The organism is Methylibium rhizosphaerae (genome assembly GCF_006386545.1).
Taxonomy (GTDB): domain Bacteria; phylum Pseudomonadota; class Gammaproteobacteria; order Burkholderiales; family Burkholderiaceae_C; genus Pseudorivibacter; species Pseudorivibacter rhizosphaerae.
The window spans coordinates 229,231-253,416 of sequence record NZ_SWAR01000001.1 but is presented as its reverse complement, the minus strand read 5'-3'; the positions used below and the strand labels follow the sequence as shown (position 1 = coordinate 253,416).

Sequence of the window (24,186 nt, the reverse complement as noted above, 5' to 3'; positions counted from 1 at the left end):
GCCGGTCAGTGCGCGAGGGCACCGATGTCCTGCAGCGCACGGTCCACGGCGCCGAAGAATTCCGGATCGGGCTGGAAGTCTAGCGTTGCCACCCACACCCGCGTCGCCGGCGTTTCGCGCGCCACCCGCGCCGGGTCCAGCTTGATCGCATCCTTTTCGGTGACCACGACGTCGGTCGTGCCGGCCGGCCAGGGCAGATGCTCGAAGCCGTCGTGGTCGGGCAGCGGGAGCGGGGTGATCTCCAGGCCGGCTCGGGCCAGCGATTCGAAGAAGCGCTCGGGGCGCGCGATGCCGGCCACCGCCAAGACACTGCGGCCGGCCAACACCCGCAGGTCGGTGGCGGTACGCGCATTCCACCAGCCGGCCAGCGGCACCACGCCGCCCAGGCCGCGCTGCGCGATGAAGCCCGGCAGCGGCGTGCTCGCCACGCCGCCGGTATAGAGCACGATCTGGCGCTTCGCGAGCGATGCGGCCTGCAACGGTTCGCGCAAGGGGCCGGCCGGCAGCAGCCAGCCGTTGCCGGCGCCGCGATCGTCGAACACGATGATCTCGATCTCGCGCGCCAGGCGCAGGTGCTGCAGGCCGTCGTCGCAGACGATCACGTCGATTTCGGGATGGGCGGTCCGCAAGGCCCAGGCCGCCGCTGTGCGGTCGCGGCCCACCACCACCGGGGCTCCGGTGCGCAGGTGGATCAGCAGCGGCTCGTCGCCGACCTCGCTGGCGGTGCGCTCACGCGTGGCTTCGAGCACACCCTGCGTGCGCCGGCCGTAGCCGCGCGAGATGACACCCGGCCGCAGGCCGCGTGAACGCAGGTGCTCCACCAGCGCCATCACCACCGGGGTCTTGCCCGCGCCGCCCACGATGCGGTTGCCCACCACGACGAGCGGAAGCCCCACGCTTTCGGCGCGCTTGAGTCCGCTGCGATACAGCAGCCTGCGGGTGCCGACGAGCAGGCCGAACAGCCGCGACAGCGGCCACAGCGCTCGGGAGAGTGCGCCGCGCTGCAGCCAGGCCTGCTGCAGCCGCTGCGACCCGGTGGACAAGCGAGGGCCTTCCGTGGCGCGACTCAGTTCGAGTCGCCGCCGGAGCGTGAGGACTGCGTCGCGAAGGTGAGTTGCGAAAGCCCGGCGCGGCGTGCCGCGTCCATCACGTTGATGACGCTCTGGTGGGCTGCCGTGGCATCGGCCGAGATGATCACCATGCGGTCCTTTTCGCCGGCGGCTGCCGCCGCCAGCTCGGCGGCCAGCAGCTCGATGCTGCGACCCTCGACCGGCTTCCTGTTGACCGCATAGCGGCCGTCGCCTGCCACCGAGACGATGATTTCCTTCGGGTAGTCGCGCGAGCGCTCCGCATCGGCCACCGGCAGGTTCACCTTGAGTTCGGTGAACTTCGAGTAGGTGGTCGTGAGCATCAGGAAGATCAGCACGACCAGCAGCACGTCGATGAACGGGATCAGGTTGATCTCCGGCTCTTCGCTTCGGCGGTGGGTGAATCGCATGGCCTGGCTCAGCCTTGTTGCTGCTGCTTCTCGCGGGCGATCACGAAGCGCATCAGGTGCGGCACCATGCGCTCGGCGGCCTGCTCGAGCTCGATGGTGAAGTCATGCACCAGTCCGCGGAAGTACCGGTAGAACATCAGCGACGGGATGGCGACGATGAGGCCGAACGCGGTGTTGTACAGCGCCACCGAAATCCCGTGAGCGAGTTGCTCGGGATTGCTGCCGGACGTGGGCGACTGCGAACCGAAGATCTCGATCATGCCCACCACAGTGCCCAGCAGCCCCAGCAGCGGCGCTGCGGTGGCGATGGTGCCCAGCGTGTTGAGGTAGCGCTCGAGCTTGTGCACGGCGGCGCGGCCGGCCGACTCGAACACCGCGCGCAGGGCCTGCTCGCTGATGCGCGGCTCCGCGATCAGCGCTCGCAGGCCTGAAGCCAGCACCATGCCCAGCACCGAGTTGTTCGCGAGCTTGTTCACCACGTCGGGGGCGGGCAGGCTCGAGCGGGTGAAGGAGATCACTTCATCGAGCAGCTTGGGCGGCGCCACGCGGGTGGAGCGCAGGCTCATGAAGCGCTCGATCACCAGCGCCAGCGCGACGATGGAACACAGGATCAGCGGCCAGATCGGCCAGCCAGCGGCTTGTATGATCGAAAGCAAGGTCCCCTCTAGGCGGCTTTGAGTCGGGCGCGATTATGGCGCCGCATGGGCCTCGTGGATCAGGTGGCGCGGCATGCGCACCACACCGACCTGAAACCCGGATCCATCCACCGTTGCTGTGGACAACTTTGTGGGCAACCGGGGTCGCCGCCACGCGAAGGCCCGAAAAATCAAGGCTTTCGACAAAATGCTCAAACAAAAGGCAATGAAAAGTCATTGCAGATCAGTCACTTACGCGATTGTGAAAGCCTCATGACATGCACACCCCGGCGCAAAGCCTGCAACGGCGCGGTTGTGGAGTTCTGGTGCCGCAAAAACACTGGGCTGGCGCCGCATGCGTGACATGAACGCCCCGTCCGGCGGGCTCGGGCGGCAAGTCTGGACGGTGGCCGGCCTCGTGCATGCGGTGGCCGACACGCTGGCCGCGCGCTTTGCCGCCTGCACGGTGCGAGGCGAACTCGCGGGGTTCAGCCGCGCAGCGAGCGGCCATTGCTACTTCAGCCTGCAAGACGAGTCCGGCGCCGCGCTGCTGCGTTGCGCGATGTTTCGCCGCTCGGCCGCCTTGCTCGATTTCGAGCCGCGGGAGGGCCAGCTGGTCGAGGTGCGCGGCCGCGTCGCGGTGTACGAGCCGCGCGGCGACCTCCAGTTCGTGGTCGAGAGCATGCGCAGCGCGGGTGCCGGCGCGTTGTACGAGCAGTTCCTGCGACAGAAGGCCAGGCTGGAGGCGCAGGGCCTCTTCGCCGCCGAGCGCAAGCGGGCGCTGCCGCGATTCCCGCGGCGCCTGGGTGTGGTCACCTCGCTCGGGGCTGCGGCCCTGCACGACGTGGTGACGGCGCTGGCCCGGCGGGCGCCTCAGGTGGAGGTGATCGTCTACCCGAGTGCGGTGCAGGGCGCCGAAGCGCCGGCACAGCTGGTGGCCGCGCTGGCGCTGGCGGGGCGGCGCGCTGAAGTCGACGCGCTCATCCTCTGCCGCGGCGGCGGCTCGCTCGAGGACCTTTGGGCCTTCAATGACGAGCGGGTCGTGCGTGCGGTGGCCGCGAGCCCGCTGCCGGTGGTCTGTGGCGTGGGCCATGAAACCGACGTGACGCTGGCCGACCTCGCGGCCGACCTGCGGGCGCCCACGCCGACGGCGGCCGCGGAACTGGCGGCCCCGGTGTGTGCCGACTGCAAGTCGCACCTGCAAGCGCTCGCGCGCCGCCTGCGCGAGCGTGTGAGGCGCCAGCTCGACGCCTCCGATCAGCGGCTCGACCAGACGGCCTTGCGCATGGCAAGGCCGGCGCAGATGCTGCAGCGGCACCGGCACACGCTGGCGCTCCTGCAGCAGCGCTGGCTGACCGGCACCTCCCACTGGCGCGCAGCTCGCGAGCGCGAGCTGCTGCGGCAGGCCGAGCGGCTGCAGCGTGCGGCGGCCATGGCGCAACTGCTGCGCGGGCAGCGGCTCGAAACGCTGGGCAACCGCCTGTCGGCGGTCGACCCGCAGCGCGTGCTGCAGCGCGGCTATGCGTGGATCAGCGATGCGCAAGGCCATGCCGTGACCTCCGCGAAGCAGGTGCAGCTGGGGCAGGGCATCGTCGCGGTGCTGGCCGACGGGCGCATCGAGGCGCAGGTCCATCGGATCGAGGAAGGCAAGCCCTGAGGCGCCCAAGTCTGCAGGCACGGCAGGGCCATCACGCCTGCCTACAATCCTCCGGTTCGATTCGAACCACCCATCTCACGAGAGGAAGAAGACATGGAACACACCCTGCCCCCCCTGCCGTATGCGGCCGACGCACTCGCCCCGCACATCTCGAAGGAAACCTTCGACTTCCACTACGGCAAGCATCACCAGGCTTACGTCACCAACCTCAACAACCTCATCAAGGGCACCGAGTTCGAGAACCTGGGCCTTGAAGAGATCATCAAGAAGTCCAGCGGCGGCATCTTCAACAACTCCGCCCAGGTCTGGAACCACACCTTCTTCTGGAACAGCATGAAGCCGCAGGGCGGCGGCGAGCCCAAGGGGGCGCTGGCCGCGGCCATCAATGCCAAGTTCGGCAGCTATGCCGCCTTCAAGGAAGCCTTCACCAAGTCGGCCGTGGGCAACTTCGGTTCGGGCTGGACCTGGCTGGTCAAGAAGGCCGATGGCTCCGTGGACCTGGTGAACACCAGCAACGCCGCCACGCCGCTGACCACCACCGACAAGCCGCTGCTCACCATCGACGTGTGGGAGCATGCCTACTACATCGACTTCCGCAATGCCCGCCCGAAGTTCGTCGAGACCTTCCTCACGAGCCTCGTGAACTGGGACTTCGCCGAGAAGAACTTCGCCTGATCGCACACGCTATTGGGGAAAGGCCGGCCTCGAGCCGGCCTTTTTCATGGCGCGGCACGGCGACAATTCCGCGCTGGAGGTGACGATGGCGGTGCGGGTGTTGCTGGTGGAAGACGACTCGGCGTTGAGCCTGGGCGTGGCGCGCGCGCTGCAGCGCGAAGGCTGGCAGGTCGACGTGCTGGCCGACGGCATGGCCGCCTGTGCCGAAGGGCTGGTCGGCCAGTTCGACATGGCCGTGCTCGACCTGGGCCTGCCGCGCCGCGACGGCATGGAGGTGCTGCGCTTCTGGCGCAAGCAGGGTGCCAAGCTGCCGGTGCTGCTGCTCACCGCGCGCGACGACGTGCGCGACCGGGTGCAGGGGCTCGACGCAGGCGCCGATGACTACCTGGTCAAGCCCTTCGACATCCCCGAGCTGCTGGCCCGCCTGCGGGCGCTCAAGCGCCGCTCCGACGGCCGGGTGGACGACACCCTGCAGCTCGGGCCGCTCACGATGGACCTGCAGCACAAGGAACTGCGGTGCAACGGCGAGCGTGTGCGGCTGTCGCCGCGCGAGTTCGCGCTGACCGAGATGCTGATGGCCAAGCCCGGCCGCGTGGTGCCCAAGGAGCTGATCGTCTCGACCCTCTCGAACTGGGAGGCCGACTTCAGCGAAAACTCCGTCGAGGTCTATGTGCACCGGCTGCGCAAGCGGTTTGGCGAACTCGGCGTCGTCATCAAGACGGTGCGCGGCTTCGGCTACGTGATGGAAGTTGCCGAGCCGGGCGCCGCGCCGGCCGACGCCCACCCCTGAACCTTGGCCGTCCCCGACTTCTATTCGCCCCGCCAGCCGAGCCTGCGGCGCCAGCTGCTCGCGCCGCTGCTGTGGGTGTGGCTGTTCGGCGTGGCGGTCGCCGCCGGCGGCGCCTACGTCGTGGCCCGCTATGCGGGCAATGCGGCCTTCGACCGCGCCCTGCAGGACGAAGCCGGCGCCATTGCCACGCAGGTCACCTGGGGCGAGCAGGGCCCCAGCATCCAGATCAGCCGCCAGACGCTGGAGCTCATGTCCTGGGACGTGGCCGACCGCAACAGCTTCATGGTGGTGGACGAGGACGGGCAGGTGCTGGCCGGCGCCGGCGACCTGCCGATGCCGCCCGCTCGAACCCGCAACCTCGACAAGACGGTGCTGTTCGACGCCACCTACCTGAAGGAGCCGGTGCGCGGCGCCCTGGTCACGGTGGCCTCGCCGATGCTCGACCAGCTGGTCACCGTGGTGGTGGTGGAAACGACCCGCAAGCGCGCCCAGCTGGTGCGCGAGGTGCAGTGGGGCGCGATCGGCCCGACGCTGGCGCTCGGGACGCTGACCTTCGTGCTGCTGGCCTGGGGCATCCGCCGCGGCGTGGCACCGCTGCGCGAGGTGATCGGCGAGGTGGAGCGGCGCGACGCCCACGACCTGCGGCCGCTGCCGCTGGCGGCCGTGCCGCGCGAGATCCTGCCGCTCATCGAGCGCATCAACACGCTGCTGGGCAACGTGAGGCGATCGATCGACGGCCAGCGCCGCTTCGTGGCCGACGCGGCCCACCAGTTGCGCACGCCCGTGGCCGGCCTGCGCGTGCTGGTGCAGGAGCTGCAGCATGAGCTGCAGGCCCTTCCGCCGGGCGGCTGGAGCCAGCTGACCGACGCGCTCGCCTTGTCCACCGACCGCATGGCCCGGCTCATCGCGCAGCTGCTGCGCCTTGCGCGCGCCGAAGCAGCCCTCACCGACGTGCAGTCGCAGCAGGTGCTCGACGTGACGCCGGTGCTGCGCAGCGCGGCCGAGCCGCTGGTGCTCCAGGCGGTGCGGGAGGGCCGCAACATTGCCCTCGAAGCGCCGCCGCAGCCTTGCCTGGCATGGGCACATCCGGTGTGGCTGGGAGAGATCGTCAACAACCTGCTCGACAACGCGCTGCGCTACGGCGGACCCAACATCGAGCTGCGCATCGAGCAGGACGACGCCGGCGTGCACATCGGCGTGCATGACGACGGGCCGGGCATCCCGCCCGAGCACCTGGCGCATGTGTTCGAGCCGTTCTGGCGCGGCGACCGGGCCGACCGCCGCAATGACGACGGCTCCGGCCTGGGCCTGGCCATCGCCCGCGAGGTCAGCGAACGGCTGGGCGGGCGCCTCACAGTGGCCAGCGCGCCGGAGATCACGGGCACCTGCTTTTCCCTGCACCTGCGGCGTGCTCAAGAAGCCTGAAACGGTGTCGATATCCGCTGGAGAAGCGAAAAGGCCCGCATGGGCCGCCGTCGAGTTGACCGTTCAGGGATGAAGACCAAACCGGATCCGCAGTATGTCGATGTGGCGCACTTGCGCGTCGGCATGTTTGTCCACCTCGACGTCGGGTGGATGGGGCATCCATTCCCGTTGAGCAGCTTCAAGATCGCCTCGGCCGACCAGATCTCGACCATCCGCGAGCTGGGCATGGCCCGCGTGCGCTACTCGCCCGAGCGCAGCGACCCCGAGGTGCCGCTGCAGCCGGCGTCGATGGCCACGCTGCCGGTGACCGAGGCGGCGAACGAAGCGGCGAACGAAGCGGCGCGTGCCGAGGCCGAGGCACGCGAAGCCGGCCTGCGCGCCCGGCGGGAGCTGCTGCAAAGCCAGCAGGCCAGCCTGCGGCAGTGCGAGCGCCAGTTCGCCGAGGCTGCGAAGGCCTACAGGCAGGCGGTCGACCTGTGCTCGGCACAACCGCAGACCGCCCGCGAGCAGTCCGAGGCTCTGGTGGACGGCTTCCTGAACAGGATGTCCTGCGCCGACGAGATCTGCATCCGGCTGCTCTCCGAAGGGGCCGGCGACCGAGCCTCGACCCATGCGCTGAACGTGACGGTGACCTCGCTGCTGCTCGGCAAGGCGGTGGGGCTGGAGGGCCAGGAGCTGGCGGACCTCGGCGTGGGCGCACTGCTTCACGACATCGGCAAGATCGAGTTGCCCGACCGGGTGCGCTACAAGGACGACACCTTCTCGGCGGCCCAGGCGCGCCTCTACCAGGAGCACGTGAACCACGGCGTGAACCTGGCGCGCAAGATGAACCTGAGCGCCGGCGCGACGCTGGCGATCGGCCAGCACCACGAGCATGCCGACGGCACCGGCTTCCCGCAGCGGGCGAAGGCTGACCGCATGACCCAGGCCGGCCGCATCATTGCGCTGGTCAACCGCTACGACAACCTCTGCAACCCGCCCAGCCCCGCGCAGGCGATGACGCCGCACGAGGCGCTGTCATACATCTTTGCCCAGATGAAGGCGCGCTACGACGCCGCCATGCTGGGTGCGTTCATCAAGATGATGGGCGTGTACCCGCCGGGCTCGGTGGTGCAGCTCACCGACGACCGCTATGCCCTGGTGGTGTCGGTCAACTCGGCGCGACCGCTCAAGCCGCGGGTGGTGGTGCACGACGTGCGGGTGCCGCGTGCCGAGTGCCTGGTGCTCGATCTCGAGGAGACGCCCGAACTCGGCGTGCGGCGCAGCCTCAAGCCGCAGCAGCTGCCCCGCGCGACGCTCGACTACCTGTCGCCGCGCCCTCGCATCAGCTACTTCTTCGAGCGTGCCCGCGAGCTGGCGCCGCCGGAGGCCGCGTGATGTCGTGGAAGAACCTCATCGAGGGCATGCTCGAGGCGGTGTGGGTCGTCGACCCGCACGAGCTGCGGCTGCTTGCGGCCAACGAGGCGGCGGCGCGTCTGCTCGGCGCACCGGCGGCCGAACTGGTCGGACTGCCGGTGGTGGATCTCGCGGCGGCGCCCGAGGACCTGTTCTTCTGGGAGGACGTGACTGCCGGGGTGTCGGACCGCATCCTGTCGGACACGCTGGTGCGCCGCCGCGACGGCAGCACGGTGCAGGTGGAGCGGCGCGTCAGCCGCGTGTGGGTGGCGCCCGGCGAGGCCGTCTATGTGGTCGGCGTGCGCGACCTGAGCGAACAGCGCCGCGCCGAAGACGAGCTCGAGAAGCTGGTGGCCGAATTGCGGGCCACGCTGGAGAGCACCGCCGACGGCATCCTGGTGACCGACCTCGACGGCGGCATCCGCGGATACAACCAGCATTTCGCCGCGCTGTGGAGCCTGCCGCCGGAGCTGCTGACCGAACGCAATGACGCGGCCATCTATGCCTGGATGCACCGCGGCGTGGTCGACGAGGCGAGCTACACCCGCCGGTTGCTGGACATCGACAACGCGCCGCTGTTGAGGGCCACCGACGTGCTGGTGCTGCACTCGGGCAAGGTGCTCGAACGTGTGACGCTGCCGCAATACGGGCGCGGTCGCCCGATCGGCCGGGTGTATTCGTTCCGCGACATCACCCAGCGCCTGGCCAACGAGTCGCGGCTGCAGCTGGCCTCCAAGGTGTTCGAGGCCAGCCTCGATGCGATCTTCGTGACCGATGCCGATGGCCGCATCGTGGCCGCCAACCCGAGCTGCGAACGGCTGCTGGGCGGGGTGGGCCGCAGCGTCGCCGGGCAGCGGCTGCACGAGCTGTTCCACGATCCGGCCGACGAAGCCGGCACCACCCGGGCAGAACAGGCGCTGGCGGCCCAGGGCTACTGGGCCGGCGAGCTGTGGCACCGCCGCGCCGACGGCGAGGCGCGGCCCGGCCAGGTGTCCTTCGTGCGGGTGCCGGATGCTCACGGCGCACCGCTGCACTACATCTGCTTCTTCCGCGACCTGACCGACAAGCTGCATGACCAGCGCCGCATCGAGCAGCTCGCCTATTCCGACGCGCTGACCGGCCTGCCCAACCGGCTGAAGCTCACCGAGCGCATCGAGTTCGCGCTGGCGCTGGCCCGGCGCGACAACGGCAGCTTCGCGCTGCTGTTCCTCGACCTCGACCGCTTCAAGCACATCAACGACTCGCTGGGCCACCACTTCGGCGACCGCGTGCTGATGGAAGTGGCCGAGCGGCTCAAGGGCTGCCTTCGCGAGGTGGACACCGTGGCCCGGCTGGGCGGCGACGAATTCGTGATGCTGCTGCACGAGGCAGACGCGCGCGGCGCCGAGTCGACAGCCCGCCGGGTGCTGGAAGCGCTGGCGCTGCCGTTCGCGCTGGGCGACCTGAACTTCTCCGTCACCGGCAGCATCGGGGTGGCGATGTACCCGAACGACGGCGTCACGCTGGACGACCTGGTCAAGCATGCCGACACCGCGATGTACCGGGTGAAGGAACGCGGCCGGGGCAGCTTCCGCTTCTACAAGCCCCAGATGAACGTAGACCTGCTGTCGCGCATGAAGCTGGACCACGCGATGCGGCTGGCGCTTGCCAACGACGCGTTCAAGCTGCACTACCAGCCGCAGGTCGAGCTCGCGAGCGGCCGCATCATCGGTGCCGAGGCACTGATCCGCTGGCGCGATCCGGTGATGGGCGACATGTCGCCTGCGCAGTTCATCCCGGTGGCCGAGGAGAGCGGCTTCATCGTGGCGCTGGGCGACTGGGTGCTGGCCGAGGCGGTGCGGCAGGGCGCACAGTGGTACCGCGCCGGCCAGCCGATCACCGTGTCGGTCAACGTGTCGGCGCTGCAGTTCCAGCAGGTCAACTTCGTCGAGCGGGTGGCCGGCGTGCTGGGCAGTGCCGGGCTGCCCGCCGAATACCTGGAGCTCGAGCTCACCGAGTCCATCCTGCTGCGCGATGCCGACGAAGCGTTGCAGCGCCTCAGCGCGCTGGCCCGGCTGGGCGTGTGCCTGGCGATCGACGACTTCGGCACCGGCTACTCCAGCCTGGGCTACCTGAAGCGCTTCCCGATCCGCAAGCTCAAGATCGACCGGTCGTTCATCAGCGGCCTGCCCGACGACGAGAGCGACGTCGGGATCGCCCACGCCATCATCCACCTGGGCAAGGCCCTGCGCCTGGCCGTCATTGCCGAGGGGGTGGAGAACGAGGCGCAGCGCCGCTTCCTGGAGGCTGCGGGGTGCGACGAGTTCCAGGGCTTCCTCTATTCGCCGGCGGTGGCGCCCGAGGCCTTCGAGCGGCTGATGTCGCTGCAGGGGCGCGACGCAGGGGCTGCCCAGGGCGCGGTGCTGGCCTGACGGCGCCGGCGGCAAAGGCCGGCGGGGAGGGGCCTGCGCATTTGCCGTAGAGTGCGCCCCGCATGCTCCCGCATGCAATTTTCTCGAACCGATGGAGCACACATGACGAACCGCCGCGAGCTGTTGCAGTCCGGCGCTGCGGTGCTGGGCGCGGCGGCCGGCCTTTCGCCGCAGGCAGCCCGGGCCGCCTGGAACCAGGCCGCCTTCGAGGCGCAGTCGCTGGCCGCCGTGGTCAAGGCCCTGGGCGGCACGGCGGCCGCGGCCGAGAGCCGGCAGGTCCAGCTGCAGGCCCCCGAGATCGCAGAGAACGGCGCGGTCGTGCGGGTCAGCGCCGCCAGCCAGCTGCCCGGCACCACGCAGCTGGCCATCGTGGTCGAGAAGAATCCCAATGCGCTGGCGGCGGTGTTCGAGCTGCCGTCAGGCACCGACGCCCACCTCGCCACCAACATCAAGATGGCCGAAACCTCGAAGGTCTATGCCCTGGCGAAGGTCGGCGACCGGTACTACTACGCCGCGCAGCAGGTCACCGTGACGCTGGGCGGCTGCGGCAACTGAAGGACGGGCCCTCGAACATGGCAGAACCGATGCGCATCCGCGCGCAAGTGCAGGGCGACAGGACCACCGTGCGCATCCTGATGGCCCACGAGATGGAAAGCGGCCAGCGCAAGGACGCGGCCGGCCGGACCATCCCGGCCTGGTTCATCCAGGAGGTGCTGGTCCAGCATGCCGGCCGCACCGTGCTCGCCGCCCAGTGGGGCGCCGCGGTGTCGAAGAACCCCTACCTGCAGTTCAGCTTCAAGGGCGGCAAGGCGGGCGACCGCCTCAGCGTGTCGTGGACCGACAGCCGCGGTGACAAGCGCAGCGACGAAGCGACGATCGCCTGAGCCAGAGCCAAAGCCAGAGCCCGCGGGCCGTGCAGCTGTTCTCGCTCTCGGTTTCCACGCATTTGTGAGGCAACCGGGGCGGTGTTAGAGTCGCGCCTCTGACTCTGTAGGTCCTTCCCGTCCCCTTTTCTGGTTCTCGGAACCGTAAAGGCGGGTCGCAATCCGCCAACCGGTCAAGCCGTGTCGCGGAAGGTTGTTCAACCCACATGAGCGCTGGAAACCGGCGCAAAAGGTGAGCGAAAGATGATGCAGCAATACAGGTCGAACTCGTACCTGTTCGGGGGCAATGCGCCCTATGTGGAAGAGTTGTACGAGGCGTACCTCGACAACCCCGGTTCGGTCCCCGACAACTGGCGGGCCTACTTCGATGCCCTGCAGAACGTTCCGGCCGTCGACGGCACGGAATCGCGCGACGTGGCCCATGCGCCGGTCGTCGAGTCGTTCGCGCAGCGTGCCAAGGCCAACGCCTTCGCGGTGCGCGCCAGCGCCAGCGAACTGGCGGTGGCCCGCAAGCAGGTCCATGTCCAGTCCCTGATTGCTGCCTATCGTTCGCTCGGTGCCCGCTGGGCCGACCTCGACCCCCTCAAGCGCCAGGAACGCGCCAAGATCCCCGAACTCGAGCCGGCGTTCTACGACCTGACCGAGTCCGACATGGACATCACGTTCAGCGCCACGAACACCTACTTCACCAAGGCCGAGCAGCAGACGCTGCGCGAGATCCTGCAGGCGCTGCGTGAAACCTACTGCGGCACCATCGGCGCCGAGTTCATGCACATCACCGAGCCGGTGGAAAAGCGCTGGTGGCAGGAAAAGCTCGAAAGCAGCCGCAGCAAGCCGAACTTCAGCGCCGAGAAGAAGAAGCACATCCTCGACCGCCTCACCGCGGCCGAAGGCCTGGAGCGCTACCTGCACACCAAGTACGTCGGCCAGAAGCGCTTCTCGCTCGAAGGCGGCGAGAGCTTCATTGCCTCGATGGACGAGCTGGTGCAGCGCGGCGGTGAAAAGGGCGTGCAGGAATTCGTGATCGGCATGGCCCACCGCGGCCGCCTGAACGTGCTGGTCAACACGCTGGGCAAGATGCCCGCCGACCTGTTCGCCGAGTTCGAGCACACGGCCAAGGAAGACCTGCCGGCCGGCGACGTGAAGTACCACCAGGGCTTCTCGAGCGACGTGTCCACCCCCGGCGGCCCGGTGCACCTGAGCCTGGCGTTCAACCCCTCCCACCTCGAGATCGTGAACCCGGTCGTAGAAGGGTCGGTCAAGGCCCGCCTCGACCGCCGCGGCGACAAGGAAGGCGACCAGGTGCTGCCGGTGCTGGTGCACGGCGACGCCGCATTCGCCGGCCAGGGCGTGGTGATGGAAACGCTGGCGCTGGCGCAGACGCGCGGCTACTACACCGGCGGCACGGTGCACCTCGTCATCAACAACCAGATCGGCTTCACCACCAGCGATCCGCGCGACACGCGCTCCACGCTGTATTGCACCGACGTGGTCAAGATGATCGAGGCGCCGGTGCTGCACGTGAACGGCGATGACCCGGAAGCCGTGGTGTTCGCCACCCAGCTCGCGCTCGAATACCGCCAGGAGTTCAACAAGGACGTGGTGGTCGACATCATCTGCTTCCGCAAGCTGGGCCACAACGAGCAGGACACGCCTGCGCTGACCCAGCCGCTGATGTACAAGAAGATCGGCCAGCACCCCGGCACCCGCAAGCTCTACGGCGACAAGCTGGTCGCCCAGGGCGTGCTGCCGGCCGACGGCCCCGACGCCATGGTCAAGGCCTACCGCGCCGCCATGGACGCCGGCAAGCACACGGTCGACCCGGTGCTCACCAACTACAAGAGCAAGTACGCCGTCGACTGGCAGCCCTACCTCGGCAAGAAGTGGACCGACGCGGCCGACACCGCGCTGCCGCTGGCCGAGATCAAGCGCCTGGCCGAGCGCATCACGACGCTGCCGTCCAACTTCAAGGCTCACCCGCTGGTCGAGAAGGTGCTGGCCGACCGCGCGGCCATGGGCCGCGGCGAGATCAACGTCGACTGGGGCATGGGCGAGCACCTCGCCTACGCGTCGCTGGTGGCCAGCGGCTACCCGGTGCGCCTGTCGGGCGAAGACTGCGGCCGGGGCACGTTCACCCACCGCCACGCGGTGCTGCACGACCAGAACCGCGAGAAGTGGGACGAAGGCATCTACGTTCCGCTGCAGAACGTGGCCGAGAACCAGGCGCCGTTCGTCGTCATCGACTCGCTGCTGTCCGAAGAAGCCGTGCTCGGCTTCGAATACGGCTATGCGAGCGCCGACCCGAACACGCTCACCATCTGGGAAGCGCAGTTCGGCGACTTCGCCAACGGCGCGCAGGTGGTGATCGACCAGTTCATCGCCTCCGGCGAAGTGAAGTGGGGCCGCGCCAACGGTCTCACGCTGCTGCTGCCGCACGGCTACGAAGGCCAGGGTCCCGAGCACAGCTCGGCCCGCCTGGAGCGCTTCATGCAGCTGGCGGCCGATAACAACATGCAGGTCTGCCAGCCCACCACGGCCAGCCAGATCTTCCACCTGCTGCGCCGCCAGCAGGTGCGCATGTTCCGCAAGCCGCTGGTCGTGATGACGCCCAAGTCGCTGCTGCGCAACAAGGACGCGACGTCTGCGCTCACCGAATTCACCAAGGGTGAGTTCCGCACCGTGATCGGCGAGCTCAACGGCGACATCGACGCTTCCAAGGTCAAGCGCGTGATCGCTTGTTCTGGCAAGGTCTACTACGACCTCGTGAAGAAGCGCGACGAGAAGAAGAGCACCGACACGGCGATCCTGCGCGTCGAGCAGCTCTATCCCTTCCCGCACAAGGCGTTCGCTGCCGAGCTGAAGAAGTACCCGAACGCGACCGACATCGTGTGGTGCCAGGACGAGCCGCAGAACCAGGGCGCCTGGTTCTTCGTGCAGCACAACATCCACGAGAACATGCTCGAAGGCCAGAAGCTCGGCTACGCCGGCCGCCCGGCCTCGGCGTCGCCCGCGGTGGGCTATGCCCACCTGCACCAGGAGCAACAGAAGGCCCTGCTCGACCAGGCCTTTGCCAAGCTCAAGGGCTTCGTGCTCACGAAATGACGGTTTGCAGGCTGGCGCGCTTGGTTACCTGAGCGCGGCCGGCTTGCGCTTACGCATCGAACACAGCGAATACAGCGAACACTCGCACGCAACGCGAAGAATCAAGGAAGACACGCATCATGGCGCTTGTTGAAGTCAAGGTCCCCCAGCTGTCCGAATCGGTGGCCGAAGCCACCCTGCTGCAGTGGAAGAAGAAGCCCGGCGAAGCCGTGGCGGTGGATGAGATCCTCATCGAGATCGAGACCGACAAGGTCGTGCTCGAAGTGCCGGCACCCTCGGCCGGCGTGATGGCCCAGATCGTCAAGAACGATGGCGAGACCGTCACCAGCGACGAGGTCATCGCCAGGATCGACACCGAGGCGAAGGCCCAGGTGAGCCCGCTCGAAGTGAAGGCGGTGCCCGCTGCTGCCGCGCCGGCCCCGGCTGCCGCCGCCCCGGCGGCCGGTGGTTCCAAGTCCGACGTCGCCATGCCCGCGGCAGCCAAGCTGCTGGCCGACAACAACCTGAGCACGGCACAGGTCGCCGGCACCGGCAAGGACGGCCGCGTCACCAAGGGCGACGTGCTGGGTGCCATCGCCGCCGGCGTGCAGGCTCCGGCCGTGCAGGTGCCTGCCACGCCGGCAGTCGCCAAGCCGCTGCCGGCCGTGGCCGCGCCGGCCATGGTGAACCTCGGCGACCGTCCCGAGCAGCGCGTGCCGATGAGCCGCCTGCGCGCGCGCGTGGCCGAGCGCCTGCTGCAGTCGCAGGCCACCAACGCCATCCTCACCACCTTCAACGAGGTGAACATGGCGCCGGTGATGGAAATGCGCAAGCGCTTCCAGGAAAAGTTCGAGAAGGAACACGGCGTCAAGATCGGCTTCATGAGCTTCTTCGTGAAGGCCGCGGTGGCCGCGCTCAAGAAGTACCCGGTGCTCAATGCCAGCGTCGACGGCAACGACATCGTCTACCACGGCTACTTCGACATCGGCATCGCGGTGGGTTCGCCGCGCGGCCTGGTGGTGCCCATCCTGCGCAATGCCGACCAGATGAGCTTCGCCGACATCGAGAAGAAGATCGCCGAGTTCGGCCAGAAGGCCAAGGACGGCAAGCTGTCGCTGGAAGAGCTTTCAGGCGGCACCTTCTCGATCTCCAACGGCGGCGTGTTCGGCTCGATGCTGTCCACCCCGATCATCAACCCGCCGCAGTCGGCCATCCTGGGCGTGCATGCCACCAAGGACCGCGCCGTGGTCGAGAACGGGCAGGTCGTCGTGCGCCCGATCAACTACCTGGCCATGAGCTATGACCACCGCATCATCGACGGCCGCGAAGCCGTGCTGGGCCTGGTGGCCATGAAGGAAGCGCTGGAAGATCCGGCCCGCCTGCTGTTCGACATCTGAGGGGCGGACCATGAGCGCAAAACAATTCGACGTCGTTGTCATCGGCGGCGGCCCCGGCGGCTACGTCGCGGCCATCCGCGCGGCGCAGCTGGGCTTCAACACCGCCTGCATCGACGAATGGAAAAACGCCAAGGGCGGCCCGGCCCTGGGCGGTACCTGCACCAACGTCGGCTGCATTCCGTCGAAGGCCCTGCTGCAGTCGAGCGAGAACTACGAGCACGCCAGGCATCACTTCGCCGACCACGGCATCACGGTCTCGGGCCTCGAGATCGACGTGGCCAAGATGCTGTCCCGCAAGGACAACGTCGTGAAGCAGAACAACGACGGCATCGTCTACCTGTTCAAGAAGAACAAGGTCACGTTCTTCCACGGCCGCGGCTCGTTCGTGAAGGCAGCCGAGGGCGGCTATGAGATCAAGGTGGCCGGCGCCGCCGAAGAGAGCATCGTCGGCAAGCACGTCATCGTGGCCACCGGCTCCAACGCCCGTGCGCTGCCCGGCGCGCCGTTCGACGAGGAGAACATCCTCAGCAACGACGGCGCACTGCGCATCGAGGGCGTGCCGAAGAAGCTGGGCCTCATCGGCGCCGGCGTCATCGGCCTCGAGATGGGTTCGGTGTGGCGCCGCCTCGGCGCCGAGGTGAGCGTGCTCGAGGCGCTGCCCACCTTCCTGGGCGCGGTGGACGAGCAGATCGCCAAGGAAGCCCACAAGGCCTTCTCCAAGCAGGGCCTGAAGATCGAACTCGGCGTGAAGATCAACGAGGTCAAGAGCGACAAGAAGGGCGTGAAGGTGTCCTACACCGACGCCAAGGGCGGTGCCCAGGTGCTCGAGGTCGACAAGCTGATCGTCTCGATCGGCCGGGTGGCCAACACCATCGGCCTCAACCCCGAGGCGGTGGGCCTGAAGCTCGACGAGCGCGGCGCCATCGTGGTGGACGACGACTGCAAGACCAACCTGCCCAACGTGTGGGCGGTCGGTGACGTGGTGCGCGGCCCCATGCTTGCGCACAAGGCCGAGGAAGAGGGCGTCGCTGTGGCCGAGCGCATTGCCGGCCAGCACGGCCACGTGAACTTCAACACCATCCCGTGGGTGATCTACACCAGCCCCGAGATCGCCTGGGTGGGCCAGACCGAGCAGCAGCTCAAGGCGGCGGGTCGTGCTTACAAGGCGGGCACGTTCCCTTTCATGGCCAACGGCCGTGCGCGGGCGCTGGGCGACACCACCGGCATGGTGAAGTTCCTGGCCGATGCCAAGACGGACGAGATCCTGGGCGTGCACATCGTCGGCCCCTACGCTTCGGAGCTGATCGCCGAGAGCGTGGTGGCGATGGAGTTCAAGGCCAGCGCCGAGGACATCGCGCGCATCTGCCATGCGCACCCCAGCTTGAGCGAAGCCACCAAGGAAGCAGCCCTGGCGGTCGACAAGCGCTCGCTGAACTTCTGACCCTTGCAGCCGTGGCGCGGCACGGACCGCCGCGCCCGGCCCATATCGACGACACGCTGGCCGCGGCGGGGATGAGACGTGCCGACCGTTACCGAGCTCTACCATCAGACACTCGCCGAACGCGGCTACAAGCCGGACCCGGCGCAGCTGCGCGCGGTGGCGGCACTGCAGCGCTGTCAGGACGAGTGGGCCGACTACAAGGCCCGGCGCTCGAACGCGCTCACCAAGCTGCTGGTGCGCCCTCCGCTGCCGCGCGGCGTCTACATGTTCGGTGGGGTGGGGCGCGGCAAGAGCTTCCTGATGGATTGCTTCTTCCAGGCCGTGCCGCTGGCGCGCAAGACGCGGCTGCACTTCCATGAGTTCATGCGCGAAGTGCACCGTGAGCTGCAGGAGCTGCAGGGCACGGTGAACCCGCTCGACGCGCTCGGCCAGCGCATCTCGCGTCGCTTCCGGCTCATCTGCTTCGACGAGTTCCACGTGGCCGACGTCACCGACGCGATGATCCTGCACCGCCTGCTGGCGGCGCTGTTCGAGCATCGGGTGAGCATCGTCACCACGTCGAACTTCCACCCCGACGGCCTGTACCCGAACGGCCTGCACCGCGACCGCATCCTGCCGGCCATCGCGCTGCTGAAGGAAAAGCTCGAGGTCATCAACGTCGACAACGGCACCGACTATCGGCAGCGCACGCTGGAGCAGGTGCAGCTGTACCACACCCCCCTCGATGACGAGGCGGATGCTGCGCTCGAGGAGGCCTTCGAGCGGCTGGCCGAAGCGAAGGACGAGGATCCGCGCCTGCACATCGAGCACCGCGAGCTGCGGGCGCTGCGGCGTGCCGGCGGCGTGGTGTGGTTCGACTTCGCCACGCTGTGCGGCGGTCCGCGTTCGCAGAACGACTATCTCGAGCTCGCGAGCCAGTTCCACACCATCATCCTGTCGAACGTGCCGGCCATGCCGGTGCGGCTGGCCTCGGAGGCACGCCGCTTCACCTGGCTGGTTGACGTGCTCTACGATCGGCGCGTGAAGCTCATCATCTCTGCCGAAGTGCCGCCCGAGCAGCTGTACACCGAGGGGCCACTCGCACATGAATTCCCTCGCACGGTGTCGCGGCTGAACGAAATGCAGTCCAAGGAATACCTCACGCAGGCCAAGCGTGAAGTCGATACACGACTGACATGAAGACGATCGCTTGCCTGGCGGTGCTGGTGGGTTGCGTCCTGGTTGCTGGGGCGCAGGAGCCGTCGGAGCGATCCCGGCTGGCGGCCGAACGGGGCGCCATCGAATCGCGTCACGCCGAAAGGGCGCAGGCCTGCCAGCAGGAGTTTTTCGTCACCGCCTGCCTGGATGCGGCGCAAAGGGACAGGCGCACTGCGCTGGACCAGGTGCGGGTGCGGCAGCAGGCGCTGGACGACGCCGAGCGCCAGAGGAGGGCGGCCGACCGGATGCGCCGCATCCATGAAAAGGTCGGCGCGCAGAGCGCCGCGGCGGCAGCGCCGCCCCGCCCGCTGCGGGAGCCGAAGCCGCGTGCGGCCGCGGTGCCTGCCAGCGCCATGGCCAGTGCAGCGAAGCCTGAACCCGCGGAAGAGGCTTCTGCCGCGGCGTCCGGCGCCAGGTCATCGGAACGCGGGGCGGCCCAGGCGGCGCAGGCCGAACGCGCTCGCCGCAAGCAGGCGGCAGAACACCGTGCGTCGGTTGAAAGGCGGCGGGCCGAGCGGGCGGCCAAGCGCGAACGGGCTGCGCCGTTGCCGGTGCCGGCAGCTTCGGCCGTCGGCGGCCCGAAGCCCTGACGGCTCTTTTTCGATCAGGCCAGCGGTTCGACTCGCACCAGCGCGAGCGAGAGGTTGTCGCCACCCTGGCGGGCGCGGTGCCGGGCCTTGCTGATGAGCATTTCGCTGGCTTCGCGCGGCGGCAGGGTGTGCACGATGGCGCCCAGTTCCTTGGGGGTGAAGTAGTGCCACAGGCCGTCGCTGCAGGCCAGCAGGCTGTCGCCGATCTCGAGGCGGTCGATCCGGTGCAGCGTGAGCGGCGGGTCCTGGTAGGTGCCCAGGCAGCCGGTCAGCAGGTTGGCTTGCGGATGCGTGTTGGCCTCGTCTTCGGTGATCTGGCCTTCGTCGACCAGCCGCTGCACGAAGGAGTGGTCGGTGGTGCGGCTCACCATGTCGGGGCCGCGGAAGTGGTACACGCGCGAATCGCCGGCATGGATGACGTCGCACTCGCGTGTCGGGTTGATGAGGAAGGCGGCCACCGTGCTGTGCGGCTCTTCCTCGGCCGTGATCGCGGTGAGCTTGATCATCAGGTGCGACTCGAGCACCACCTGCTTCAGCGCCTCGGCCGGGTCGTCCTTGGCCGGTGCGTAACGCTCGAACAGCTGCTTGGCAGTGAGGATCACCTGGTCGGCCGCCTTGCGCCCGCCGCTCTTGCCCCCCATGCCGTCGGCCACGACGGCCAACAGGCAGCCTGGCACCCGGGTGTGGGGCAGGATCTCCACCTGGTCCTGCTGGTACATCCGATCGCCACGGTGAATACCGGTGGCGGCGGTGAGGCGGTATCCCTGGGCCGTTGTGCTCATGGGCGAAAACTATAATCGTTTTGGGTTCGTTCGAATCTCGAAAACCACCCGCACGCGTGCGCCATGGACGACAACTTGCACTCTCCGCAGCGCCGCCTGATCGAACTGCGCATCGAACATGCTGACCTCGACAGCCTGATCGACCAGACAGCGACCGAGCCGGCCAAGGATGAACTGGCCTTGCGCCGATTGAAGAAGCGTCGCCTGATGCTGAGAGACCAGATTGCCCGCCTCGAAGCCGACCTCTCCCCGAAAGAACCCGCGTGAGTGAACCCGCCTCTGAGCTGCAGGAGGCTGTGGCCGCTGCGTTCGCGCCCAGCGGCGCCCTGGCCGGTGCCGATGCCGGCTATCGCGAGCGCGAGGTGCAGGTGCGCTTCGCCAGCGAAGTGGCGGCAGCCATCGACGCGAAGGATGTGCTCGTGGCCGAGGCCGGCACAGGCGTGGGCAAGACCTTCGCCTACCTCGTGCCCACGCTGCTGTCCGGCGGCCGGGCGCTCATCAGCACAGCCACGAAGAGCCTGCAGGACCAGCTGTACCTGCGCGACCTGCCGCGACTGCGTGAAGCCCTGCAGGTGCCGGTGACGACGGCGCTGCTGAAAGGCCGCGGCAGCTACCTGTGCCTGCACCGGCTCGCCCAGGCGCGCCAGTCCGCCGAGCTGCCAGACCGGTTTGCGGTGCGCGCCCTGGCGCGCATCGAGACCTGGTCCCACGGCACGGTGAGCGGCGACCTGGCCGAGCTCGAGGGGCTGGACGAACGCTCGCCCGTCATTCCGCTCGTCACCTCCACGCGCGAGAACTGCCTGGGCTCCGAGTGCCCCGAATACCGCAGCTGCCACGTGATGAAGGCGCGCCGCGACGCGATGGCCGCCGACGTGGTGGTGATCAACCATCACCTCTTCTTTGCCGACGTGGCGCTGCGCGACAGCGGCGTGGCGGAGTTGCTGCCGAGCGTCGACATCGCGGTGTTCGATGAGGCGCATCAGCTGGCGGAAGCGGGTGTGCAGTTCCTCGGCGCCACGCTCGGCACCAGCCAGGTGCTCGATTTCGCGCGCGACATGCTGGCCGCAGGCCTGCAGCAGGCCCGTGGCCTCGTGCCCTGGAACGACCTGGCCGCCCATTGCGATCGAGCCGCTCGCGACCTGCGCATCGCAGCGGCCGGCGCCCTGCGCGACGTGCGCAGCGCCCTCAAGCTGCGCTGGGAGGAGCGTGGGGCGCGCGAGGAGTTCCGCCTGGCCCTCGAGGCGCTGGCGCGCGCCTGCGCCGCGGCGCATGAGGGGCTCGACACGGTGAGCGAGCTGTCGCCCGACTTCGTCAAGCTGGTCGAGCGTGCACACACCCTAGAACAGCGTGCACGGGCTTTCCTGCTGCCTGCGGCGCCGGGCCAGGTGCGCTGGATCGACCTCACCGCGCACCAAGCCCGTCTGGTGGAGTCGCCGCTGGACGTGCGAGAGGCGATGCGCGAACAGATCGAACGTGCCCCCAAGGCCTGGGTCTTCACCTCGGCGACGCTCGGCGACGACGACAGTCTGTCGTGGTTCACCGAGGCGGCCGGGCTCGAGGGGGCGCGTACGCTGCGCGTGGGCAGCCCGTTCGACTATGCGGCGCAGGCCCGGTTGTACGTGCCGCGTGCCTTTCCGAAGCCGAACGAGCCGGGGCATCCGGCGGCGGTGGCCCGGCTCGCCATCGAACTCGCGCATGCCCTTGGAGGGCGCACCTTCGTGCTGACTACCACGCTGCGTGCGCTGCAGACCATCAGCGAGGTGCTGGCCGAGCCGCTGGCAACGGCGCCGGGAGGGTCGATCCAGTTGCTGGTGCAGGGGCGCTCGCCCAAGCGGCAGCTGCTGCAGCAGTTCCTGGCCACGCCGCGCAGCGTGCTGGTGGGCTCGCAGAGCTTCTGGGAAGGCATCGACGTGCCCGGCGACGCGCTGCAGTGCGTGGTCATCGACAAGCTGCCGTTCCCGCCCCCGAACGATCCCCTCGTGGAGGCGCGGGTGAAGCGCCTCGAAGCCGAAGGGCGCAATGCCTTCAGCGACTACTTCGTCGCCGAGGCGGCGGTGTCATTGAAGCAAGGGGCCGGGCGTCTGATCCGTACCGAGTCGGACCATGGGCTGCTGGTGATCTGCGACCCGCGCATGGCGCAGATGAACTACGGGCGCCGGCTGCGGGCGGCCCTGCCCGAAATGACACCGTTGGCCAGCGAGAGCGAAGCGAAGGAGTGGCTGGCGGTTCTGGCGCAGCGGCATTGAGCCGCTGCAGCGGCTCTCATCCGCGCCGCGTCACCAGAGCTGCCACCAGGGCTTGTCTTCCGTCCGGAAGCCACCCGTCAGGAAGCCGCTCTCCGGGAAGTTCTGCTTGAGCACACGTTCTGCATCGTCGCGAAGCTGGGCCAGACCCAGGCGGTCGTAGCTGCGCGCCATGATGTAGAGCGCCTCTTCGGCGGCCGGTGCGCTGCGGAAGTCCTGCACGGCCTGCTGCGCGCGGTTGGCGGCCGCGACATAGGCGCCGCGGCGGTAGTAGTAGCGCGCCACGTGCACTTCGTAGGCGGCCAGCGAGTTGATGATGTAGTTCATGCGCAGCCGGGCGTCCGGTGCGTACTTGGAGTCCGGAAACTGCTCGATCAGCTGCTTGAACGACTGGTACGAGTCGCGCGCGGCCTGCTGGTCGCGCTCGGAGAGGTCCTGCCTCGAGAGCTTGCCGAGCAGGCCGAGATCGTCATTGAAGTTGATCAGGCCCTGCAGGTAGTGGGCGTAGTCGATTGCCGGGCTGGACGGATGCAGCCTGATGAAGCGCTCCACGGTCGAGAGGGCCTGCGCCTTCTCGCCTGTCTTGTAGTAGGCGTGCGCCAGATCGAGCTGCGCTTGCTGCGACAGCAGAGTGCCTGCCGCACGGCCTTCGAGCTTCTCGAACATCTTGATCGCCCGCTCGTAGTTGCCGGCGGAGATCTCGTCGCGGGCATCCTCATACAATTTTTCATTGCTGGTGCCGGCGAACTCGTCTCTCGACATCGAGCCGCACGCGCTCACAAGGCCTACCGCCGCGACGGCGACCGCGCATCGCAGCCAGTGCAGGCCGCGATCCTTCAAGCAGAACAGGTTCATCAACTTCGACCCGCGGCCGAGCCGCTTCTCGTGCAAAGAGCCGACAGTATATGAGCGCCCCTTCCGCCACCCTGCCCAGCGACCCGGACGACGACACCGAGGCGGCCGAGCCCGCCGGCGGCGAAGCCGAGCGGCGCAGCGCCGTCGTGGACGACGCCGGCCATGCGCAACGCCTGGACAAGGCGCTGGTGGCCATGGCGCCGGAGTTCTCGCGCAGCCACCTCCAGGGGCTCATCGAGCAGGGCCGCGTGCAAGTGGACGGGCGGGTGGCGACCACCGCATCGCGCAAGCTGTTGCTCGGACAGCGTGTCGAGATCGACCTCGTGCCGCCGGCCGAGAGCCGCGCCTTCCGGCCGGAGCCGGTCGCCCTGGCCATCGTCCACGAAGACGCTCACCTCCTGGTGATCGACAAGCCGGCGGGGCTGGTGGTGCACCCGGCGGCCGGCAACTGGTCGGGCACCCTGCTCAACGGCCTGCTGGCCCACCACCCGGAGGCGGCAACGCTGCCGCGGGCGGGCATCGTGCACCGCCTCGACAAGGACACCAGTGGCCTGATGGTGGTGGGAAAGACCCTCACCGCGGTCACCGCGCTCGTGCGCGCCATTGCCGCCCGCGAGGTCCGGCGGCAATACCTCGCGCTGGCCCACGGTGCGGTCCCCGCGGGGCCGTTTTCCGTCGATGCGCCCATCGGCCGTGACCCGGTTTCCCGGGTTCGCATGGCTGTCGTGGGAGGGGGCAAGCCGGCGCGCACCGACGTCGAGCGGCTGGCGGTGGCGACCGATGCGGGCGGGCATGTCATCAGCGCGGTCCGTTGCGCGCTGCACACCGGCCGCACCCACCAGATCCGCGTGCACCTGGCCTCCCGCGGGCACCCGCTCGTGGCGGACGCCACCTATGGCGGCAGACCGCTGCTGGGGCTCGGGCGCCAGGCGCTGCATGCAGCGAGGCTCGGCTTCGCTCACCCGGTGAACGGAGAATCCCTTGCGTTCGAAGCCCCGCTGCCCCCCGACCTGATGGCGGCGTGGCAACAGATCTGCCAGACGCCCTGAGGCTTCGGTACAATGGCGCCCAGCTTTCCTGGCGCAGATGGATGTTCCGGCTCACGAACCGGCCTCTGCCTCAAGAACCCAAGCGGTGTTCGGAGCCCCTCCTGCTGTACAGGCACCAGCCGCAACGGTCCCCGGCATCCGCACCACGCCGCGCCCCGAACCCTCGAAGACGGGGCAGTAC

21 protein-coding genes are annotated in these 24,186 nt (G+C 68.6%); 16 read left to right on the top strand and 5 right to left on the bottom strand.

Annotated features, from left to right (window positions below; all coding sequences use genetic code 11):
- Nucleotides 1-5: 5 nt before the first annotated feature.
- Genes lpxK through E8D38_RS01050 form a run of 3 tightly spaced genes read right to left on the bottom strand, consistent with a single transcriptional unit; the run spans nucleotide 6 to nucleotide 2,154 of the window.
- On the bottom strand, nucleotides 6-1,043 hold the full coding sequence (gene lpxK / locus E8D38_RS01060; RefSeq protein WP_246099296.1) for a tetraacyldisaccharide 4'-kinase: 1,038 nt from the start codon (nucleotides 1,041-1,043) through the stop codon (nucleotides 6-8).
- A 23-nt stretch (nucleotides 1,044-1,066) separates the two neighbouring features.
- The gene (locus tag E8D38_RS01055; RefSeq protein ID WP_140625855.1) at nucleotides 1,067-1,498 is read right to left on the bottom strand and encodes an ExbD/TolR family protein; all 432 of its coding nucleotides are present in this window, start codon (nucleotides 1,496-1,498) and stop codon (nucleotides 1,067-1,069) included.
- 8 nt (nucleotides 1,499-1,506) lie between these two features.
- Nucleotides 1,507-2,154, bottom strand: a complete 648-nt coding sequence (locus E8D38_RS01050) for a MotA/TolQ/ExbB proton channel family protein (RefSeq protein WP_140625854.1) — start codon at nucleotides 2,152-2,154, stop codon at nucleotides 1,507-1,509.
- 343 nt (nucleotides 2,155-2,497) lie between these two features.
- Here E8D38_RS01050 and xseA point away from each other — a divergent pair, with 343 nt between their 5' ends.
- The 13 genes from xseA to E8D38_RS00990 all read left to right on the top strand — a co-directional run bounded on the left by xseA (nucleotide 2,498) and on the right by E8D38_RS00990 (nucleotide 19,076).
- Nucleotides 2,498-3,790 carry an exodeoxyribonuclease VII large subunit gene (gene xseA / locus E8D38_RS01045; protein ID WP_246099295.1) on the top strand — a complete coding sequence of 431 codons (1,293 nt, stop codon included), beginning with the start codon at nucleotides 2,498-2,500 and terminating at the stop codon, nucleotides 3,788-3,790.
- A 93-nt stretch (nucleotides 3,791-3,883) separates the two neighbouring features.
- Entirely contained in the window at nucleotides 3,884-4,465 is a 582-nt protein-coding gene (gene sodB / locus E8D38_RS28750) for a superoxide dismutase (protein WP_246099294.1), read from the top strand.
- Nucleotides 4,466-4,556: 91 nt separating this feature from the next.
- Complete coding sequence (locus E8D38_RS01040; protein ID WP_181178880.1) at nucleotides 4,557-5,255, top strand: response regulator; 699 nt, start codon at nucleotides 4,557-4,559, stop codon at nucleotides 5,253-5,255.
- Between the two features lie 3 nt (nucleotides 5,256-5,258).
- Nucleotides 5,259-6,680, top strand: a complete 1,422-nt coding sequence (locus tag E8D38_RS01035) for a sensor histidine kinase (protein ID WP_140625853.1) — start codon at nucleotides 5,259-5,261, stop codon at nucleotides 6,678-6,680.
- Nucleotides 6,681-6,749: 69 nt separating this feature from the next.
- Nucleotides 6,750-8,057: a cyclic di-GMP phosphodiesterase gene (locus E8D38_RS01030; protein ID WP_140625852.1), complete on the top strand. Its 1,308-nt coding sequence runs from the start codon at nucleotides 6,750-6,752 to the stop codon at nucleotides 8,055-8,057.
- A complete protein-coding gene (locus tag E8D38_RS01025) occupies nucleotides 8,057-10,486 on the top strand; it encodes a sensor domain-containing protein (protein ID WP_140625851.1) in 2,430 nt (809 codons plus the stop codon). The genes E8D38_RS01030 and E8D38_RS01025 overlap by 1 nt, the downstream gene beginning before the upstream one ends.
- 102 nt (nucleotides 10,487-10,588) lie before the next feature.
- Complete coding sequence (soxY, locus tag E8D38_RS01020) at nucleotides 10,589-11,041, top strand: thiosulfate oxidation carrier protein SoxY (RefSeq protein ID WP_140625850.1); 453 nt, start codon at nucleotides 10,589-10,591, stop codon at nucleotides 11,039-11,041.
- A 17-nt stretch (nucleotides 11,042-11,058) separates the two neighbouring features.
- Nucleotides 11,059-11,370 (top strand): thiosulfate oxidation carrier complex protein SoxZ, encoded by a 312-nt coding sequence (gene soxZ, locus E8D38_RS01015; RefSeq protein ID WP_140625849.1) that lies wholly within the window; start codon nucleotides 11,059-11,061, stop codon nucleotides 11,368-11,370.
- Between the two features lie 243 nt (nucleotides 11,371-11,613).
- A complete protein-coding gene (locus E8D38_RS01010) occupies nucleotides 11,614-14,472 on the top strand; it encodes a 2-oxoglutarate dehydrogenase E1 component (protein WP_140625848.1) in 2,859 nt (952 codons plus the stop codon).
- A gap of 119 nt (nucleotides 14,473-14,591) precedes the next feature.
- A complete protein-coding gene (gene odhB / locus E8D38_RS01005; protein ID WP_140625847.1) occupies nucleotides 14,592-15,848 on the top strand; it encodes a 2-oxoglutarate dehydrogenase complex dihydrolipoyllysine-residue succinyltransferase in 1,257 nt (418 codons plus the stop codon).
- 10 nt (nucleotides 15,849-15,858) lie between these two features.
- Nucleotides 15,859-17,289 carry a dihydrolipoyl dehydrogenase gene (lpdA, locus tag E8D38_RS01000; RefSeq protein ID WP_140625846.1) on the top strand — a complete coding sequence of 477 codons (1,431 nt, stop codon included), beginning with the start codon at nucleotides 15,859-15,861 and terminating at the stop codon, nucleotides 17,287-17,289.
- 78 nt (nucleotides 17,290-17,367) lie between these two features.
- Nucleotides 17,368-18,468, top strand: coding sequence for a cell division protein ZapE (gene zapE / locus E8D38_RS00995; protein ID WP_140625845.1), 1,101 nt, complete (start codon nucleotides 17,368-17,370; stop codon nucleotides 18,466-18,468).
- On the top strand, nucleotides 18,465-19,076 hold the full coding sequence (locus E8D38_RS00990; protein WP_140625844.1) for a hypothetical protein: 612 nt from the start codon (nucleotides 18,465-18,467) through the stop codon (nucleotides 19,074-19,076). Before zapE ends, E8D38_RS00990 begins: the two co-directional genes overlap by 4 nt.
- Before the next feature lie 14 nt (nucleotides 19,077-19,090).
- Here E8D38_RS00990 and E8D38_RS00985 read toward each other — a convergent pair whose 3' ends face one another.
- Nucleotides 19,091-19,858, bottom strand: coding sequence for a PP2C family protein-serine/threonine phosphatase (locus tag E8D38_RS00985; protein ID WP_140625843.1), 768 nt, complete (start codon nucleotides 19,856-19,858; stop codon nucleotides 19,091-19,093).
- Nucleotides 19,859-19,921: 63 nt separating this feature from the next.
- On the opposite strand from E8D38_RS00985, the gene E8D38_RS00980 reads away from it, so the two are divergent.
- Both E8D38_RS00980 and yoaA read left to right on the top strand, forming a co-directional pair.
- A complete protein-coding gene (locus E8D38_RS00980; protein ID WP_140625842.1) occupies nucleotides 19,922-20,125 on the top strand; it encodes a YdcH family protein in 204 nt (67 codons plus the stop codon).
- A complete protein-coding gene (gene yoaA, locus E8D38_RS00975) occupies nucleotides 20,122-22,104 on the top strand; it encodes a DNA repair helicase YoaA (RefSeq protein ID WP_140625841.1) in 1,983 nt (660 codons plus the stop codon). The genes E8D38_RS00980 and yoaA overlap by 4 nt, the downstream gene beginning before the upstream one ends.
- 30 nt (nucleotides 22,105-22,134) lie before the next feature.
- Here the strand turns inward: yoaA and E8D38_RS00970 are convergent, their stop codons facing one another.
- On the bottom strand, nucleotides 22,135-22,956 hold the full coding sequence (locus E8D38_RS00970; RefSeq protein ID WP_140625840.1) for an outer membrane protein assembly factor BamD: 822 nt from the start codon (nucleotides 22,954-22,956) through the stop codon (nucleotides 22,135-22,137).
- A 50-nt stretch (nucleotides 22,957-23,006) separates the two neighbouring features.
- Between E8D38_RS00970 and E8D38_RS00965 the strand changes: the two genes are divergently transcribed.
- The gene (locus tag E8D38_RS00965) at nucleotides 23,007-24,005 is read left to right on the top strand and encodes an RluA family pseudouridine synthase (protein ID WP_140625839.1); all 999 of its coding nucleotides are present in this window, start codon (nucleotides 23,007-23,009) and stop codon (nucleotides 24,003-24,005) included.
- The last annotated feature ends 181 nt before the right edge of the window (nucleotides 24,006-24,186 follow it).

Excerpts from the sequence above, each read along its gene's own strand:
- soxZ (WP_140625849.1), top strand. The coding sequence starts at position 11,059 with ATGGCAGAACCGATGCGCATCCGCGCGCAAGTGCAGGGCGACAGGACC.
- E8D38_RS01030 (WP_140625852.1), top strand. The coding sequence starts at position 6,750 with ATGAAGACCAAACCGGATCCGCAGTATGTCGATGTGGCGCACTTGCGC.
- E8D38_RS01025 (WP_140625851.1), top strand. The coding sequence starts at position 8,057 with ATGTCGTGGAAGAACCTCATCGAGGGCATGCTCGAGGCGGTGTGGGTC.
- E8D38_RS00980 (WP_140625842.1), top strand. The coding sequence starts at position 19,922 with ATGGACGACAACTTGCACTCTCCGCAGCGCCGCCTGATCGAACTGCGC.
- E8D38_RS00990 (WP_140625844.1), top strand. The coding sequence starts at position 18,465 with ATGAAGACGATCGCTTGCCTGGCGGTGCTGGTGGGTTGCGTCCTGGTT.
- E8D38_RS00970 (WP_140625840.1), bottom strand. The coding sequence starts at position 22,956 with ATGAACCTGTTCTGCTTGAAGGATCGCGGCCTGCACTGGCTGCGATGC.
- E8D38_RS00985 (WP_140625843.1), bottom strand. The coding sequence starts at position 19,858 with ATGAGCACAACGGCCCAGGGATACCGCCTCACCGCCGCCACCGGTATT.
- E8D38_RS01055 (WP_140625855.1), bottom strand. The coding sequence starts at position 1,498 with ATGCGATTCACCCACCGCCGAAGCGAAGAGCCGGAGATCAACCTGATC.
- soxY (WP_140625850.1), top strand. The coding sequence starts at position 10,589 with ATGACGAACCGCCGCGAGCTGTTGCAGTCCGGCGCTGCGGTGCTGGGC.
- sodB (WP_246099294.1), top strand. The coding sequence starts at position 3,884 with ATGGAACACACCCTGCCCCCCCTGCCGTATGCGGCCGACGCACTCGCC.
- E8D38_RS01010 (WP_140625848.1), top strand. The coding sequence starts at position 11,614 with ATGATGCAGCAATACAGGTCGAACTCGTACCTGTTCGGGGGCAATGCG.
- xseA (WP_246099295.1), top strand. The coding sequence starts at position 2,498 with ATGAACGCCCCGTCCGGCGGGCTCGGGCGGCAAGTCTGGACGGTGGCC.
- lpdA (WP_140625846.1), top strand. The coding sequence starts at position 15,859 with ATGAGCGCAAAACAATTCGACGTCGTTGTCATCGGCGGCGGCCCCGGC.
- odhB (WP_140625847.1), top strand. The coding sequence starts at position 14,592 with ATGGCGCTTGTTGAAGTCAAGGTCCCCCAGCTGTCCGAATCGGTGGCC.
- E8D38_RS00965 (WP_140625839.1), top strand. The coding sequence starts at position 23,007 with ATGAGCGCCCCTTCCGCCACCCTGCCCAGCGACCCGGACGACGACACC.